This window comes from Kibdelosporangium phytohabitans (genome assembly GCF_001302585.1).
Classification (GTDB): Bacteria; Actinomycetota; Actinomycetes; order Mycobacteriales; family Pseudonocardiaceae; genus Kibdelosporangium; species Kibdelosporangium phytohabitans.
Map to the genome: position 1 here is coordinate 9,364,616 of NZ_CP012752.1, position 15,038 is coordinate 9,379,653.

The window sequence follows — 15,038 nt, forward strand, 5'->3', positions numbered from 1 at the left end:
CGCGGGGGCGGCGCTCCCGGGTTTTGACCACGAATGGCGTAATACTGCGTCGGTGCTTGTCACTCCGACCGGTCTGGTGATCTCCCCCGGGGATCTTGTCGACCTCCTGGAATGCGAGCACCGCAGCGTTCTCGACCACGCGCTGGCCATGCGAGTCGACGGTGCGCCGCAGCCGCAGGATCCGCAGAACCTGCTGGTCGCCAAGCACGGCATCGCGCACGAGCAGGCGACGCTGGAGCGGCTCGAGGCGCGGTTCGAGGTCGTGAAGATCGACTTGCCCGCGCCGCGGCCCGAGGCGCTGGCGAAGGCGGCCGGGCAGACCCGGCAGGCCATCGAGTCCGGCGCTCCCGTGATCTACCAGGCGGTCTTCTACGACGGTTCGTTCTACGGCCGCGCGGACTTCCTGATCCGGGACGCGGACGGCGGTTACGAGCCGCACGACACCAAACTCACCCGCCACGCCAAGCCGTCGGCGGTGCTGCAGCTGACCACGTACGCCGCCGCCCTGCGGGACGCCGGGTACCCGGCGGGCCCGGAGATGCACCTCGTCCTGGGTGACGGGTCGACGCATTCCTACCGCGTCAACGATTTCCTGCCGCTGGTGCTGGATCTGCGTGCCCGGCTGGCCGAGCGGCTGGCCCAGCCCGCGCGACTGCCCGTCCAGCTGTGGGCGGACGAGCGGGCGGCGTGCGCGACGTGCAAGTTCGGCACGCACTGCGCGTCCGGCCGGGAAGGCGACCGGGACTTGTCGCTGGTGGCCAACATCCGGGCCGACCAGCGCCGGAAACTCGTGGCCGCGGGCATGTCGACCATCGACGACCTGGCCAACTCGACCGCGATGGACCGGCCGTCGACGATGTCCGCGGCCACCTTCCACGGCCTGCGTTCCCAGGCCGCCATCCAGGTCATCCAGGACGACTCCCGCACGCCCGACGACCCGGTCGGCAAAGTGGCCTACGAGGTGCTGTCGGCCGAAGTGCTCGCCACGTTGCCGCAGCCGAGCGCCGGTGACGTGTTCTTCGACATGGAAGGCGACCCGTTCGCCTTGGCCGGTCAGGGTTTGGAGTACCTGTTCGGCGCGGTCACCGTCACCGGCGACGGTGCCGAGGAGTTCCGGCCGTTCTGGGCGCACACCCGTGCGCAGGAGAAACGCGCGTTCGAGGATTTCGTGGACTTCGCGCTGGAGCGCGCGGTCAAGCACCCGGGCTCGCACATCTACCACTACGCGCCGTATGAGGTGAACGCGCTCAAGCGCTTGGCAGCGTTGCACGGCACGCGCGAGGAAGCCGTGGACACGCTGCTGCGGACGGGCGCGCTCGTCGACCTGTATGCCGTGGTGCGCAAAGGACTTCGTGTCTCGCAGCGGTCGTACTCGATCAAGTACCTGGAACCGCTGTACATGCCCGACAAGCGGGACGGTGACGTGGTCAACGCCGTGTCCAGCATCGAGGCGTACGAGGAATACCTGACGCTGCTTGCCGCCGACGACATCCCGGAGGCGGAGGCCGTCCTCGACGGGATCAAGGACTACAACGAGTACGACTGCGTGTCCACGCACCGGTTGTACCGGTTCCTGCTGCAGGTTCGCACCGAGGCGGGGATCGAACCGCACCAGCCGGAAGAGTCCGAACTGGACGTTCTGGTCAACGAGACCGCGGAGGCCGAGGCCGCGCAGCGGCGGGCCGAACGCGCGGCCCGGATCGCCGCCGTCGTCGACCCGCTGCTCGCCGACCTGCCCGAGGATCCTTCGCAGGCAACGGAAGACGAGCAGGCACGGGCGCTGCTGGCCGCCGCGGTCGGCTACCACCGGCGGGAGACCAACCCGGCGTGGTGGGACTTCTTCCGCCAGGTCGGCGCGCCGCTGTCCGACCTGGAATCGGATACCGCTTGCACGGTCCCGGTTTCGCTGCGCTCCGAGGACTGGTCCGCGCCCAGGGGCAGGGTGCGCAACGCCAAACGCGTGCTGCACGCCCGGTGCGATCCCGACCGGCCGCACCCGTTCGACACGAACGAGCAGGTCCGCCTGCTGTACCGGGGCACACCGGTCAACTGGACCCGCAACGCGAAGGTCGTCGAGGCGACCGCCGAGACGCTCACCCTGGAGGAGAGCGCCAAGCCGGACGAGACGTCCAACGACGTCCCGATCGCGGTGCTGCCCGGCGACCCGGTGAAACCGCAACCGAAGGACGAGGCGGTGTACTCGCTGGCCGAGGGCGTGGTCGGGCTCCTGCCGATGCTGCCCGCCCATCCCGGCCTCGACCTGCTGCGCAGGCTGCCGCCGCAGACCATCCGCGGCGAGCTGCCCCAGGGTGACGACCTGGTCGCCACGGTGATCCGCGCGGTGGACGCGCTGGACGGCTCGACGCTGGCCGTGCAGGGCCCGCCCGGCGCCGGGAAGACGTACCTGGCCGGGCGGTTGATCGCGCACCTGATCCGCAAGGGCAAGTCCGTCGGGGTCACGTCCAACAGCCACAAGGCCGTGGAGAACGTGCTCAGCTCCGCACTGGCCGCGGGACGGGAGCTCGGCGTGCCGATCCCGTGCGCGAAACGCGCGAAAGCCGGGAAACCCGACAAGGACTGCCAGTGGGATCAGCCCAAGGACAACAATTCCTTGGTGCGCTGGCGTTCCGACCAGGGCGGCGGGCACCTCGTCGGCGGCACCGCGTGGACGTTCGCCAACGCAGCCGTCCGTGAAGAACGCTTCGACGTGCTGATCATCGACGAGGCCGGCCAGTTCGCGCTCGCCGACGCGCTCGCGGTGTCGACGTGCACGCGCAACCTCGTACTGCTCGGCGACCCGCAGCAGCTGCCGCAGGTCGTGCAGGGCACGCACCCGGCGGGAGCGGACGCGTCCGCGTTGGGGCATCTGCTGGGCGACGCGGACGTGATCCCATCGAACCTCGGCTACTTCATGGACCAGACCCGGCGCATGCACCCCGGTGTGTGCGACCCGGTTTCCCGGCTGTCATACGCGGGCCTGCTGCACGCGCACGAAACCGCCGCGGAGCGGCGCGTGGACGGCATCGAACCCGGCCTGTACACGCACTATGTCGATCACAACCACAACATCACGAGCTCGCCCGAGGAAGCCGACGCTGTCGTGGCCGCGGTGCGGGCACTCGTCGGCCGCACCTGGGTGGACGGATCGACCGAGCGGCCGTTGACCGACGAGGACATCCTCGTTGTGGCGCCGTACAACTTGCAGGTCAGGGTCGTCCGCCGGGCGTTGGCGCAGGCCGGGTTCGAGCAGACGCGAGTCGGCACCGTCGACAAGTTCCAAGGCCAGGAAGCGCCGGTGGTGCTCGTCACAATGACGTCGTCGGCCGCGGTCGACCTGCCGCGGGGGCTGGATTTCCTGCTGTCGCGCAACCGGTTGAACGTGGCGCTGTCGCGTGCCCAGGCACTGGCCATGTTGATCTGTTCGCCGCGGCTCGTGCAGGCCGACATCCGGGACGTCGACCAGATGCGACTGGTGTCCGGAATGATCGGTTTGCAGCGTGGCGCCCGCCACTGGAACCCGTGACGCCTCTTTGGTGGCTCTCCGTGGCGGCTAAGATGGGGGTCACCGTCCTGAGAAAGGCGTCATAGCTCCATGACCAGCGATTTCGACGCTGCGCCGGCCAAGTTCACCACACTTGGGCTCACCTTCGACGACGTTCTGCTACTGCCCGCCGAATCCGACGTTGTGCCGAGCGGGGTCGACACCTCGACTCAGGTCTCGCGCAACATCCGACTGCGTGTCCCGCTGCTGTCCGCGGCGATGGACACCGTGACCGAGGCACGGATGGCGATCGCGATGGCCCGCCAGGGCGGCATCGGGATCCTCCAGCGCAACCTGTCCATCGAAGACCAGGCCAGGCAGGCCGAGACGGTGAAACGCTCCGAGGCCGGCATGGTCACGGACCCGGTGACGTGCTCCCCCGACGCGACGCTGGCCGAGGTGGACGCGATGTGCGCCCGCTACCGGATCTCCGGTCTGCCGGTCACCGACGACAACGGCAAGCTGATCGGCATCATCACCAACCGTGACATGCGCTTCGAGGTGGACCACACCCGCCCGGTGCGCGAAGTGATGACCCAGGGCCCGCTGGTCACGGCCCAGGTCGGCGTGTCCGCCGATGTGGCGCTGGGCCTGCTGCGCCGCCACAAGGTGGAGAAGCTGCCGATCGTGGACGCGGACGGCAAGCTGCACGGTCTGATCACGGTGAAGGACTTCGTCAAGACCGAGCAGTACCCGCTGTCGACCAAGGACCCGGACGGCAGGCTGCTGTGCGGCGCAGCCGTGGGTGTGGGCGAGGACGGCATCCAGCGCGCCATGGCCCTGGCGGACGCGGGAGTCGACGTGATCATGGTGGACACCGCGCACGGCCATCAGCGCAACGTGATCGAGACGGTGGCGCGCCTGAAGAAGGAACTCGGCGACACCGTGGACATCGTCGGCGGCAACGTGGCAACCCGCGCGGGCGCCCAGGCCCTGGTGGACGCGGGCGCGGACGGCGTGAAGGTCGGCGTCGGCCCCGGCTCGATCTGCACCACGCGCGTGGTCGCGGGCGTCGGTGTCCCGCAGATCACCGCGATCTACGAGGCTTCGCTGGCGTGCCGCCCGGCGGGTGTGCCGGTGATCGGTGACGGCGGTATCCAGTACTCCGGCGACATCGCCAAGGCCATCGCCGCGGGCGCGAGTTCGGTGATGATCGGCAGCCTGCTCGCCGGGACAGCGGAGTCCCCCGGAGAGCTGGTCCTGGTCAACGGCCAGCAGTACAAGACCTACCGGGGGATGGGCTCACTCGGCGCGATGCAGTCCCGTGGTGAGGGCAAGTCGTACTCCAAGGACCGCTACTCCCAGGACGACGTGCTCTCCGAGGACAAGCTGGTGCCCGAGGGCATCGAAGGCCGCACGCCGTACCGCGGGCCGCTGAAGAACGTCGTCCACCAGCTCGTCGGCGGCCTGCGAGCCGCGATGGGCTACACCGGCTCGCACAGCATCGCGCAGCTGCAGGACGCGCAACTGACCCGGATCACAGCAGCCGGGCTGAAGGAAAGCCACCCGCACGACGTGACCATGACGGTAGAGGCGCCCAACTACAGCGCTCGCTGAGTGCCCCGGGTGCCGACGAGGTGGTTCTTACTCGATCTCGTCGGCACCCCGCGCCGCTCCACCGCTCCACATCGCCGCCAAGCGCACACACTCCCCAAGGCCCAGCTCGACCACGCGGCCCGCAAAGGCCTCCGGTACGGACGCCACCAGCAACACACCCTGCGAAAACCACGCGCCCCGACACAGGCCAGCGTGCGCGCCAGAACAAACCAGCCACAGCGGCGAGCGCGCAAGCGCAGAAAAGGGCGACGGGCAGGAGCGCCCACGCATCTAAGAACACACACCTGGAGCCCGGGCTGTAGAGACGAAGGACACAACCACCCCTCCTGCCCAGAGGTCAGCCACCCGGCGAGGGACCGAATCTTCCACACCCACAGCAGAACCACCAAGCCCAACCCCGCACACACCCCCCAAAGCACCAAAGAAGGCAAAACAAGCAGAAACCGCTAAGAACCGATCAGCCGAACACTGTCAGCCCACCGCTCCAACAAAACGAAATCATGCGAAACAGCCAAAACACCAGCACCGGTCTCCCGCTGATACCCCCGGATCAAGCCAACCAAAGCAGCGGTGGTCGAAGCATCCAGCATGGTCGTCATCTCGTCACAAACCAGATAAGCGGGCCGCAGAGCCAGAGCACGAGCCAGGCAAGCTCGTTGCAACTGACCGTCGCTGACCTCGTGAGCGCGCCGGCCCAGCAGATCCCCTGTCAGCGCAACCATTTCAGCCAGCTCGTCAGCCCGATCAGGAAGACCGTTGGCACGAGAAGGTTCGGCGATCACCTGCCGCAAAGTCATCCGTGGATCAACCGACAACCTGGGCTGCTGGAACAGCACACCGATTCGAATCCTGTGCTGCCGCGGCGCCCGGTAACGGAAGCCACTCACCACGGTCCCGTCAACACTGACCGTCCCGCTGAATGGCTTGTGCAGCAAAGACATGACCTTGGCCAGGGTTGATTTGCCACTTCCGCTGGGCCCCGCGAGGCCGACGGTCTTCCCTGGTTCGACGGCCAGGTCGATGTCCGTGATCACCGGGCGGCGCGGGTGATATCCGGCCGTGATCCCCGTCGCGGTCAGCATGGGTTGTGGCAGGCGACGGCGTGACCGTGGTCTTCGGTCAACGGTGGACGGTCGGCGCATTCCTCGGCCACGCGGTCGCAGCGCGGCGAGAACGCGCAGCCCGGTGGCAGTTCTGTGAGCACGGGTGGCAGCCCTCGGATCGGGGTGAACGCGCGGTCGGGCAGGGCGTCGACCAAGCCTCGGGCGTACGGGTGTCGCGGGGCGTCCAGGACCTCCGCGCCTGGGCCGACTTCGATCAGGCGACCCGCGTACATCACCGCGATCCGGTCGGCCACGCGCCGCGCCGCGGCCAGGTCGTGGGTGATCAGCAGCACCGCTCGGCCGTCCGCCACGAGCAGGCGCAGTTCGGCGACCAGTGCGTCCACCAACGCGCGGTCGAGGCCCGTGGTCGGTTCGTCGGCGATGATCAGCCACGGATCACCGGCCAGCGCCAGTGCCGTGGCCACCCGCTGGGCCATGCCGCCGGACAGTTGATGCGGGTAGAGGTCCAGGTCGGCTGGGCTGAGCCCGGCTCGGGCGGCCACGAAGTCCGCGGCCGGGCGTGACTCGGCGGGATGCAGGTGCCGCAGCGCCTCTTCCAGTTGTGAACGCGCGGTCCGAACCGGCGTCAGGTGCGCTGCCGGGCTTTGCGGGACGAGACCGATCTGCCTGCCGCGGACTTCCCGGCTGAGCACGTCGTCGGTCGCGGTGAGCAGGTCCAGCGGTCCGAGCATGGCCCTGCCCGCGACTTCCGCGTTGCCGGGCAGGAAACCGAGCAGCGCACTGGCCAGAACCGACTTGCCGCAGCCGCTTTCGCCGACCAGGGCGAGGCATTCCCCTGGTACCAGTGAGAAGGACACGTCGCTGACCGCGGCGACCACGGCATCGGGCAGCGTGAACCGGACGGACAGCTCCTCGACGGTCAGTGTCACCATGTCAGCTCCGAGCGGCGTCGTGGGTTGAGCCGGTCCCGCCACACCCCGCTCAGCCCGGAGATCGCCAGCGTCGCGATCACCAGGACCAGGCCCGGTGCCAGCGACATCCACCAGCCGCCGGTCAGCAGCGACCGCCTGGCGTCGTTGATCATGTTGCCGATGCTGGCCATGTGCGGTGGCATGCCCAGGCCGAGGAAGGACAACGCGGTCTCGTGCCACACCGCGTGCGGGATCATCAACGTGGTCGCCAGCAACACCTGCGGGGCGACGTTGGGCAGCAGGTGCCGGGTCATCACACGCACCCGCGACGAACCGCCCACGATCGCGGCATCGATGAACGGCCTGCCGCGCAACGAAAGGATCTCCGAGCGGACGATCCGCGCCGACGACAGCCAGTGCGTGAGCGAGATCGACACGACCACGGACGTCAGGCTCGGGCCCATCACGGCCACGATCACGACACCCAGCAGCAGGTGCGGCACGGACGCAACCGTGTCCACCACGCGCATCAGCAGCCGGTCCACCCAGCCGCCCGCCGCACCGGCGAGTACGCCGATGAGTGTGCCGAGAACCGTCGACACCACCGCGGCCACGATGCCGACCAGCAACGAGACGCGCAGGCCGTATACCGTGCGCAGCAGCACGTCACGGCCCAGTTCGTCCGTGCCGAACGGGTACGTGGGACTCGGTGGGCGGTTGGCCGCCGCGAGGTCGACGAGCTGCTGGTTGAGGTTGACCACGAGCGGGACCACGATCACCGCCACCAGCAGCACACCCAGGATGAACACCGAGGCCAGCAGCCGGGTTCGCGGTGATCCCGGCGCCGCGGCGACCGCGATCCGTGAGCGCGCGACCCGCCGCCACGAAGTGTCAGCCATCGAACCCCACCCTCGGATCGGCCAGCGCGTACAGCACGTCCGCGACCAGGTTGCCCAGCAGCACGGCCGCGGTCGCCAGCAGCGTGAGCGCGCCGAGCAGCGCGAAGTCCACGTTCAACGCGGCGTCCACAGTGGCTTTCGCGATCCCCGGCCACGAGAACACCGTCTCCACCAGCAGCGCGCCGCTGATCAGCTCCGGCAGCCGGGCGCCGAGCAAGGTCAGGAAAGGCAGCAGGGACGTTCTCAGCGCGTGCCCGAGGACCACCGTCCGGTCGGGCAGGCCACGTGCCCGCGCGCCGATCACGTAGTCCTGCGTCAGCGCTTCCAGCAGGTTCTGCCGGACGAACAGGGCGAACCACGGGGCCTGGGAGATCGCCAGCACCCCGGCGGGCAGCACCAGGTGCCGGACCAGCTGGTCGAGGTCAAGCGCTTGGTCGGCGTCGGTGAGCCCGCCACCCGGTAACCACTGCAGCTGCTGGGCGAAGACGAACAACGCGCCGAGCCCGAGCCAGAACACCGGCGCCGCCTCCAGCACGTACGCGCCGGAGGTGATCGCCCGGTCCAGCCAGCCGCCCTGCCGCCACGCGGCGAGCGTGCCCAGGGCCAGGCCCAGCAACAAGGCCAGCGTGAAGCTGACCGCCAGCAGCAGCGTCGACCAGCCGAGACGGTCCCCGATCACCTGGGAAACCGGTTGCTGCAACGACAACGAGTCACCGAAGTCGCCCGTGACCGCGTGGCCCAGCCACGCGGTGTACTGCTCGACCACGGGCCTGTCCACGCCCCAGTTCTCCCGGATCTGCGCGACGCGTTCGGGGTCCGCGCCGATGATCCGTACCCCGAAGTAGCGTTCGACCGGGTCGAACGGGGACGCCTTCGCCAGCAGGAACAGGCCGAAGCTGACGACCAGCAGCACCGGCACGGCGAACGCGAGCCGCCGCAGGACGAGCCGGGTCACTTCGGCGACCAGTGCTCGAGGTTCCACCACACGGCGTGGACCATGCCGTGGTCGTGTGGCTCGACCTGGCTCTCGATGCCGTTCCATTTGTCGCGCATGACGTACGTGTGGTCGAGGAACACCAGGAACGCCCAGCCAGGGTCACCGGTGAAGACCTTCTGGAAGTCGCGGTAGGACTGCTTGCGCACAGCGGGGTCCAGGCTCTTGCGCGCGGTGTCCAGCGCCGCGTCGACCTGGGAGTTGTTGTACAGCGTCATGTTGACGTAACCCGGCTGTCCGCTGTATCGCGAGTGCAGCAGCGTGTAGGCCGCGCTGTCCGGGTCGTACGGGTCGCCACCACCCCAGATCGCGGCGGCTTCCTTCTGCCGCTTGAGGATCAGCTCGAACGTGGTCGCCTCGACCGCCGCGTCGATGCCCAGCTTGGCCAGGTCGCTGCCGACAGCCAGTGCGAGGTCCTTGCGCAGCGAGTCCTCGGCCGGGTAGAGGATCGGCAGCCGGGCGCGCTCGCCGTCCTTGGCGCGCTTCCCGTCCGGTCCGATGCGCCATCCGGCGTCGTCCAGCAGCCTCCCGGCCGCGGTCGCGTCGAAGTCGAACGTGGCCGCGGGGTCGTACCACTCGTCGAGATACGGTGAGATCGGTGTCGCCGCGGGCTTCCCGGCGCCCGCCAGGATCGTGTCGATCATCGCCTGGCGGTTGATGCCGGTGTTGATCGCCAGCCGGACCTTGGGGTCGGCGGTGAACGGCAGCGCGGACGGGAGACCCAGCCCGCGGTAGTCCGCGGACGGGTTCTGCACGAGCCGGTACCCGGCCCTGCCCGTGTAGGTCCTGGCCAGCCGCGGCGGCAGGACGGTCGCGTCGAACTCACCGGACGCCATCCTGGTCGCCCTGGCGTTGTCGTCGGTGACGTAGACGAACGTGACGGTCTTGATCGCCGGCGCTTTGTCCCAGTGGCCGTCGTTCGCCTTGAGCACCATCCGGTCGCCCTTGCGCCACTGGCTCACTGTGTACGGACCGGTGCCGACCGGGGCGGTGTTGAACGGTGCCGCGTTGACGTCCACGCCGTCGAACGCCTTACGCGGCACGATCCCGAGCGTCAGATACTGGGCGAACGGTGAGTACGCGTACTTGAGCTTGAAGACGACGGTGCTGTCGTCGGGCGCGGTGACCTCGGCCACGGCGTCGTAGCGCGAGGCGATCGTCGAGTTGACCTTCGGGTCGAGCACCGACTTGTAGGTGAACACGACGTCTTGGGCGGACAACGGCGTGCCGTCGGAGAACTTGACGCCCTGGCGGAGCGTCGCTGTCCACGTCAGCCCGTCCGGTGACGCTTCCGGCAGCCGTTGCGCCAGCCTCGGTGTCAAGGCGAGCCGGGCGTCCCTGTCCACCAGGCCGTCGAAGACCTTCGACGAGCCGTCGGGCGCGTAGCCGAGGATCGGGTTGAGGTTGTCCGGCTCCTGACCTGCGCCGATCACCATGGCCGGAGGCCCGGCCGGTCCTTGTTCCGGTACCGAGCACCCCGCCACAGCCAGCGCACCCAGCAGGACAAAGCCGAGGACCGTTCGCATACGGTCATCGAAACCTAGTGGCCAGTGTTTGGCAACAAGCCCGCTGTCACCCGCATACCGCGGCGTACCCGCCGGTCCCGCTCACTGCACGGGCACCGGCGGGCACCCACCGCTCACTTCACGCTGCCGGGCCGCGGCTGGTCGACGTCAATCTGCTCCTTGCGGACCTTGTCGCGGATCTGCTGCTGCTCGGTCACTTCCTCGGTGCGCACCCGGACCTGCTCCACCGGCACGGACTCCTTGGCGACCACGGGCTTGTCGGCGTGCAGGACGATCTCCTGCTCGTCCTCGCCGATCTCGGTCTTGCCCGCGCGGCGCGGGTCGACCGGCTCCCGCTCGATCCGGATCTCCTCGTGCGACACCGGCACGGTGACCTGCTGCTCCTCGGTCACCACGTGCTTGCGCAGCCGGACCCGGCCGGTCTCGACACGCTGCGTGCCGACCTTCAGCTGCTCCTCGGAGCGGGTCATCACCTGCTCGTCCTGGCGTCCCTGCTGGCCGCCCCTGGCCTGCTTCTGGGTCTGGCGGTCCTGCGGCATCTTGCCCCGCTGGCCCTGGCCGCCCGGTTCACCCGCGCGCTGCACGGGGATGCCGTAGTAGTCGTACAGGTTCATGCTCTCCTGCGCGGAAAGGTGCCCGTCCGCGTCGATCCGGGGCGCTTCCTTGATCTTGTCCTTGCCCCAGTTGACGTGCAGCCCGTCGGTCGCCGACTGCGCGCCTGCCAGCGGCACGAAGCTCTCCTTGTGCCCGAACAGGCCGGTGTGGACCGTGACCCACTCCGGCTGCTGTGACTCCTCGCTCAGGTACACCGTCGCGACTTTGCCGACGCGCTCCCCTTTGGGGTCGTACACCTCAGTGCCCACGAGCTCCTGCGGTCGCATGGCTCCACCTTCCGTGTCTATAAAGGACAACGTACGGAAGTTCACGGTCCACCGTGTACAGACCACCCGCAAACCGAGCGGACGGCGAACACCGCCCGGAACAGGCGAAACCGCCACTCTCAGCGAGAACGAGACCGCCGATGCGTGTGGTTTGACGCGCGTGCCGACGGGTATCTAGACGCTACCACCGTGGGGCTCACGCGAGCCCCGTGTGGGTGACACGAGACTCGTACGCGGGTTCTTTCCGGGAATTTCAGCCCGCCGCGAGCAGACTCACGCCTCGTGAGGACAGCTTGTGCACCGCGGAGCCGTTCGACCGGTGCGTGATGACCAGGCCGGCGTCACGCAGGACGGTGGCGTGCTGTGACGCGCCCGCGACCGAGATGCCGATGGTCTTGGCCAGCTGCGAGGTGTTGACTCGCGGCGCCTCGGCGATGGCACGCAGGACCGACGCCCTGGTCCGGCCGAGCAACGCGCTCAGCGACTCCGGCCGTGGCGCGGAGTGCTGCCCCTGCAGCGGCTCGCACCAGCCCAGTTCGCGCTCGACCGGGTAGACCAGCGTCTGCGTGCGGTCCGGGTCGGCCAGGGCGATCGGCCTGCGCCAGCAGAAGAACGACGGCACCAGCACGAGCCCGCGTCCTTCGAGGTGGATGTCGCGGTCGACCGGGTACTCCACCTCCAGCACGGGCGCACGCCACTTCATCGTCGGATGCAGCATCGTCAGCATCGCCTCGATGCCGCAGTCCGTTGTCAGCGCCGCGCGCTTGTCACGGTCCGCGCGGACATGAGCACGGACCGCTTGCCAGTGCGGCGCCAGCACGTCTTCATGGTAGCGGCTGATGCTGGTTGCCAGCTGTCGCATGGCGTCGAGGTCACCGTCGGCGATCCCGACCACCCACGTCGGTGGCGTCGTCTCGGTCGCCAGTCGTTCGATGTCGGCCCGCAGCACCGATTTCTCGGTGCCGAGCAGGGATTCCAGCGCGGTGTCGAGGTCCGCGGTGTCCACAGTGGGTGTCAGGAAGTCCGGCGAGTAGCCCTTCGGGCGCGCCAGCGCCGCGAGGATCGTCGCCGACGGGCGGATCGACAACCGGGCCTGCCGCCGCCAGGCGTCGAAGACCAGCGAGCCGTCGCCGGACTGCAGCATGTGGATGCTCAGCAGGACTTCCCACAGCGGGTGTGGTTCGGCGCGAACTCTGATCCTGACCAGATCCGCCGCGGTGAAGTGGATACGCAGCACTCGTCCCCCAGCCACACGAGTCGGTGTACCGGCGCCCCCCGTGCGTACCGGCAGTTCGAACGTTAGCCACCGGCGGGCCGCGTGGATATCCACTGGACGACAAGTTCGCTGTCGTTCCGCGGACAGTCATCGTCCCATGATCACCTCTTCCAGGTTGCCAACGTTCACAATCACGTGAAATCACCGCTTCACTCACATACCCCCCACTCGTATGTTTCCGGCATACCACCCCGGGGTATTAAAGGACTACACCGATGCCCGGCGACCGCCACTTCACCCGTGACGGCGCCACAATCGCCTACCAGTACTCCGGCCGTGGACGGCCGCTCGGCTACGCCCACGGCGTGTTCCTCAGCCGGGACGCGGTGCGGCGGATGGGATTGTTCGATTTCGACGCACTGTCAGCCGGGCGTTCCCTGTTCACGTACGACCAGCGCGGCCACGGCCCGGCGGCTGCACGAGCTGATCCCCGGCTCACGGCTGCACATCGCGGCATCCGTCGGACGTCCGGCCGTGGACCCCGATGACCGCGGAGTCCCTCGCCCGGCCGTGAGCCAGGCGGCGGTGTGCGAACGGCCGTGGCGCCGGGCTCCAGTGCTCGGCGGGCTGGCGTTCCCGCTTGACCTTGTCGCGGCGTCAAGGTTTCTACTGGACATATGCGTATCGGGGAACTCGCCGGCCTGACCGGGCTGTCGACACGGGCCATCCGCCACTACCACCACCGCGGTCTGCTGCCCGAACCCGAACGGCGCCCCAACGGCTACCGCGAGTACGGCCTGCGCGACGTCGTCGCGCTGGCCCGGATCCGCAGGCTGACCGAGCTGGGCCTGAGCCTGGACGAGGTGCGCGACGCGCTGGCCGACGGGCACGGCCACGACCTGCGGGAGATGCTCGCCGCACTGGACGACGACCTGGCACGCCAGGAAGCGGCCATCCGCGCCCGCCGGGCCCGGCTCGCGACCATGCTCGACCAGGCCGACCTGCGCGACGACACCACGATCTCACCCGAGCTGGCCGGACTGCTCGCCGAACTGCCCACCACGACCGGCCCGATCGGCGCGCTGGAGCGAGAGCTGTTCACGCTGCTGGACATGGCGCCGGGCAGCGAACAGGTCGTCGCCACGCTGCGCGCTCACGTGACCGATCCGGCGACGATCGCCCGCGGCCAGGACCTGGCGCGGCAGCTGGAAGACCTGGCGGACGCAGCCGTCGACGACCCGCGCATCGCCCCCCTCGCGGCCACGGTCGCCGAGAGCATCCCGGCCGGGCTCGTCACGTCGGAAGTGGATCTCGGCCACCCGTTCAGCACGGCCGTGCTGGAGGCGCTGACGCCCGCGCAGGCCGAGGTGTTCCGCCAGGCGATGCGGCAGGTGCGGGCGTGAAGCGAATCCTGCGGGCCCAGTGGACCGGGCTCACCAGCCTGTGGTGGTGGATCCGGCGGCGGCCGACTGGGGTCGGGCCGTCGGACACGGCCATCGGGTACGCCCGTGACCAGGTCCCGACGCTGCTCGTGCTGACCGGAGCACTCGCACTGGAGACGTTCGTGGTCGGCCTGCTCGTGCCCTGGTGGTGGATCCACGTACTCGACGTCCTCGCGTTGCTGCAGGTGCTGGGAATCGCCGCGGTCATGGTGACCAAGCCGCACTACCTGACAACCGGCACGCTGGTGTTGCGGGAGGGGAGCGTGTTCGAGGTCCGGGTCCCGCTGGCGTCGATCACGTCCGCGCGAGTGCACCGCAAGGACCACAATGGACCGGCGATCGAGCTCGACGGCGACACGCTGAGCATCGTGATCGGCAACCAGACAGACGTGACACTCGTGCTGTCCGAGCCGGTGCCGGTCAAGGACAACACGGTGTCGACGATCCGGTTCCGCGCCGACGACCCGCGTGCGGCCGTGCGGGCGATCACGTCCGCCTCACGCGAGCTGGCGACGGACGTCCATCAGGTGGTGGCGGACCTCATGCAAGGCGTGCATGGCCACCCACCGCACCGACCGCTCGGCTGACGCCGGGTAGTTGTAGATCAGCCTGCGCTGCCACCCGGCGTCGTCGAGGCGATCGAGAACCGTGGCGAGAAGCAACGCCGCATCGGTGATCTGCCGGGCGACGGCTTCGGGCTCCTGCTCGTTGTAGCCTTCCCGCTCGACCCGGTCATCCACGCCCATCGGCACGCAGTCCGGCGTGTCCACCCGCTGCGCGAGCAACACACGTTCCCGCTGCGACAGCAGGACATCACGGACGTGACTCGAGTACTCCAGCGGCGACCAGACACCGTCGCCCGGCCTGCGGCGCACGTCCGCCGCGCTTCGCAGGACCACCGCGAAGTCGTCGGCACCCGCGCGGATCGCCTCGGCCGCCGCTGGAGATTCATCCAGGTCGTAGGTGAAGCCACACTCCGGGCAGTGCTCCATGGCTTCACGCTAGCA

The 15,038-nt window shown here is 69.0% G+C and carries 13 protein-coding genes; 5 read left to right on the forward strand and 8 right to left on the reverse strand.

Annotation, left to right across the window (positions count from 1 at the left end):
* Positions 1–76: 76 nt before the first annotated feature.
* Positions 77–3,523, forward strand: coding sequence for a TM0106 family RecB-like putative nuclease (locus AOZ06_RS41760; RefSeq protein WP_054297310.1), 3,447 nt, complete (start codon positions 77–79; stop codon positions 3,521–3,523).
* 69 nt (positions 3,524–3,592) lie between these two features.
* On the forward strand, positions 3,593–5,098 hold the full coding sequence (guaB, locus tag AOZ06_RS41765; protein ID WP_054294423.1) for an IMP dehydrogenase: 1,506 nt from the start codon (positions 3,593–3,595) through the stop codon (positions 5,096–5,098).
* A 446-nt stretch (positions 5,099–5,544) separates the two neighbouring features.
* Here guaB and AOZ06_RS41770 read toward each other — a convergent pair whose 3' ends face one another.
* The 7 genes from AOZ06_RS41770 to AOZ06_RS41800 form a co-directional block, all read right to left on the reverse strand.
* Positions 5,545–6,180 (reverse strand): ABC transporter ATP-binding protein, encoded by a 636-nt coding sequence (locus tag AOZ06_RS41770; protein WP_054294424.1) that lies wholly within the window; start codon positions 6,178–6,180, stop codon positions 5,545–5,547.
* Positions 6,174–7,094 (reverse strand): ABC transporter ATP-binding protein, encoded by a 921-nt coding sequence (locus AOZ06_RS41775; RefSeq protein ID WP_054294425.1) that lies wholly within the window; start codon positions 7,092–7,094, stop codon positions 6,174–6,176. Before AOZ06_RS41775 ends, AOZ06_RS41770 begins: the two co-directional genes overlap by 7 nt.
* Positions 7,088–7,972, reverse strand: coding sequence for an ABC transporter permease (locus tag AOZ06_RS41780; protein ID WP_054294426.1), 885 nt, complete (start codon positions 7,970–7,972; stop codon positions 7,088–7,090). The genes AOZ06_RS41775 and AOZ06_RS41780 overlap by 7 nt, the downstream gene beginning before the upstream one ends.
* On the reverse strand, positions 7,965–8,957 hold the full coding sequence (locus AOZ06_RS41785) for an ABC transporter permease (protein ID WP_236951908.1): 993 nt from the start codon (positions 8,955–8,957) through the stop codon (positions 7,965–7,967). Before AOZ06_RS41785 ends, AOZ06_RS41780 begins: the two co-directional genes overlap by 8 nt.
* Positions 8,924–10,492 (reverse strand): ABC transporter substrate-binding protein, encoded by a 1,569-nt coding sequence (locus tag AOZ06_RS41790; protein ID WP_054294427.1) that lies wholly within the window; start codon positions 10,490–10,492, stop codon positions 8,924–8,926. Before AOZ06_RS41790 ends, AOZ06_RS41785 begins: the two co-directional genes overlap by 34 nt.
* A 113-nt stretch (positions 10,493–10,605) precedes the next feature.
* On the reverse strand, positions 10,606–11,373 hold the full coding sequence (locus AOZ06_RS41795; protein ID WP_054294428.1) for a DUF2382 domain-containing protein: 768 nt from the start codon (positions 11,371–11,373) through the stop codon (positions 10,606–10,608).
* A 253-nt stretch (positions 11,374–11,626) separates the two neighbouring features.
* Positions 11,627–12,625: a winged helix-turn-helix domain-containing protein gene (locus tag AOZ06_RS41800; RefSeq protein WP_236951909.1), complete on the reverse strand. Its 999-nt coding sequence runs from the start codon at positions 12,623–12,625 to the stop codon at positions 11,627–11,629.
* A gap of 239 nt (positions 12,626–12,864) precedes the next feature.
* Between AOZ06_RS41800 and AOZ06_RS41805 the strand changes: the two genes are divergently transcribed.
* From AOZ06_RS41805 to AOZ06_RS41815, 3 genes are all read left to right on the forward strand, one after another.
* On the forward strand, positions 12,865–13,137 hold the full coding sequence (locus AOZ06_RS41805) for an alpha/beta fold hydrolase (RefSeq protein WP_054294430.1): 273 nt from the start codon (positions 12,865–12,867) through the stop codon (positions 13,135–13,137).
* 129 nt (positions 13,138–13,266) lie between these two features.
* The gene (locus AOZ06_RS41810; protein ID WP_054294431.1) at positions 13,267–13,992 is read left to right on the forward strand and encodes a MerR family transcriptional regulator; all 726 of its coding nucleotides are present in this window, start codon (positions 13,267–13,269) and stop codon (positions 13,990–13,992) included.
* Complete coding sequence (locus tag AOZ06_RS41815; protein ID WP_063810210.1) at positions 13,989–14,618, forward strand: hypothetical protein; 630 nt, start codon at positions 13,989–13,991, stop codon at positions 14,616–14,618. The genes AOZ06_RS41810 and AOZ06_RS41815 overlap by 4 nt, the downstream gene beginning before the upstream one ends.
* Here AOZ06_RS41815 and AOZ06_RS41820 read toward each other — a convergent pair.
* Positions 14,529–15,023, reverse strand: a complete 495-nt coding sequence (locus AOZ06_RS41820) for a DinB family protein (protein WP_083472286.1) — start codon at positions 15,021–15,023, stop codon at positions 14,529–14,531. The two genes, AOZ06_RS41815 and AOZ06_RS41820, sit on opposite strands and share 90 nt — an antisense overlap.
* Between the last annotated feature and the right edge of the window lie 15 nt (positions 15,024–15,038).

Coding starts and splice junctions, on each gene's coding strand:
- AOZ06_RS41780 (WP_054294426.1), bottom strand. CDS start 7,972: ATGGCTGACACTTCGTGGCGGCGGGTCGCGCGCTCACGGATCGCGGTC.
- AOZ06_RS41795 (WP_054294428.1), bottom strand. CDS start 11,373: ATGCGACCGCAGGAGCTCGTGGGCACTGAGGTGTACGACCCCAAAGGG.
- AOZ06_RS41820 (WP_083472286.1), bottom strand. CDS start 15,023: ATGGAGCACTGCCCGGAGTGTGGCTTCACCTACGACCTGGATGAATCT.
- AOZ06_RS41805 (WP_054294430.1), top strand. CDS start 12,865: ATGCCCGGCGACCGCCACTTCACCCGTGACGGCGCCACAATCGCCTAC.
- AOZ06_RS41810 (WP_054294431.1), top strand. CDS start 13,267: ATGCGTATCGGGGAACTCGCCGGCCTGACCGGGCTGTCGACACGGGCC.
- AOZ06_RS41790 (WP_054294427.1), bottom strand. CDS start 10,492: ATGCGAACGGTCCTCGGCTTTGTCCTGCTGGGTGCGCTGGCTGTGGCG.
- AOZ06_RS41775 (WP_054294425.1), bottom strand. CDS start 7,094: ATGGTGACACTGACCGTCGAGGAGCTGTCCGTCCGGTTCACGCTGCCC.
- AOZ06_RS41770 (WP_054294424.1), bottom strand. CDS start 6,180: ATGCTGACCGCGACGGGGATCACGGCCGGATATCACCCGCGCCGCCCG.
- guaB (WP_054294423.1), top strand. CDS start 3,593: ATGACCAGCGATTTCGACGCTGCGCCGGCCAAGTTCACCACACTTGGG.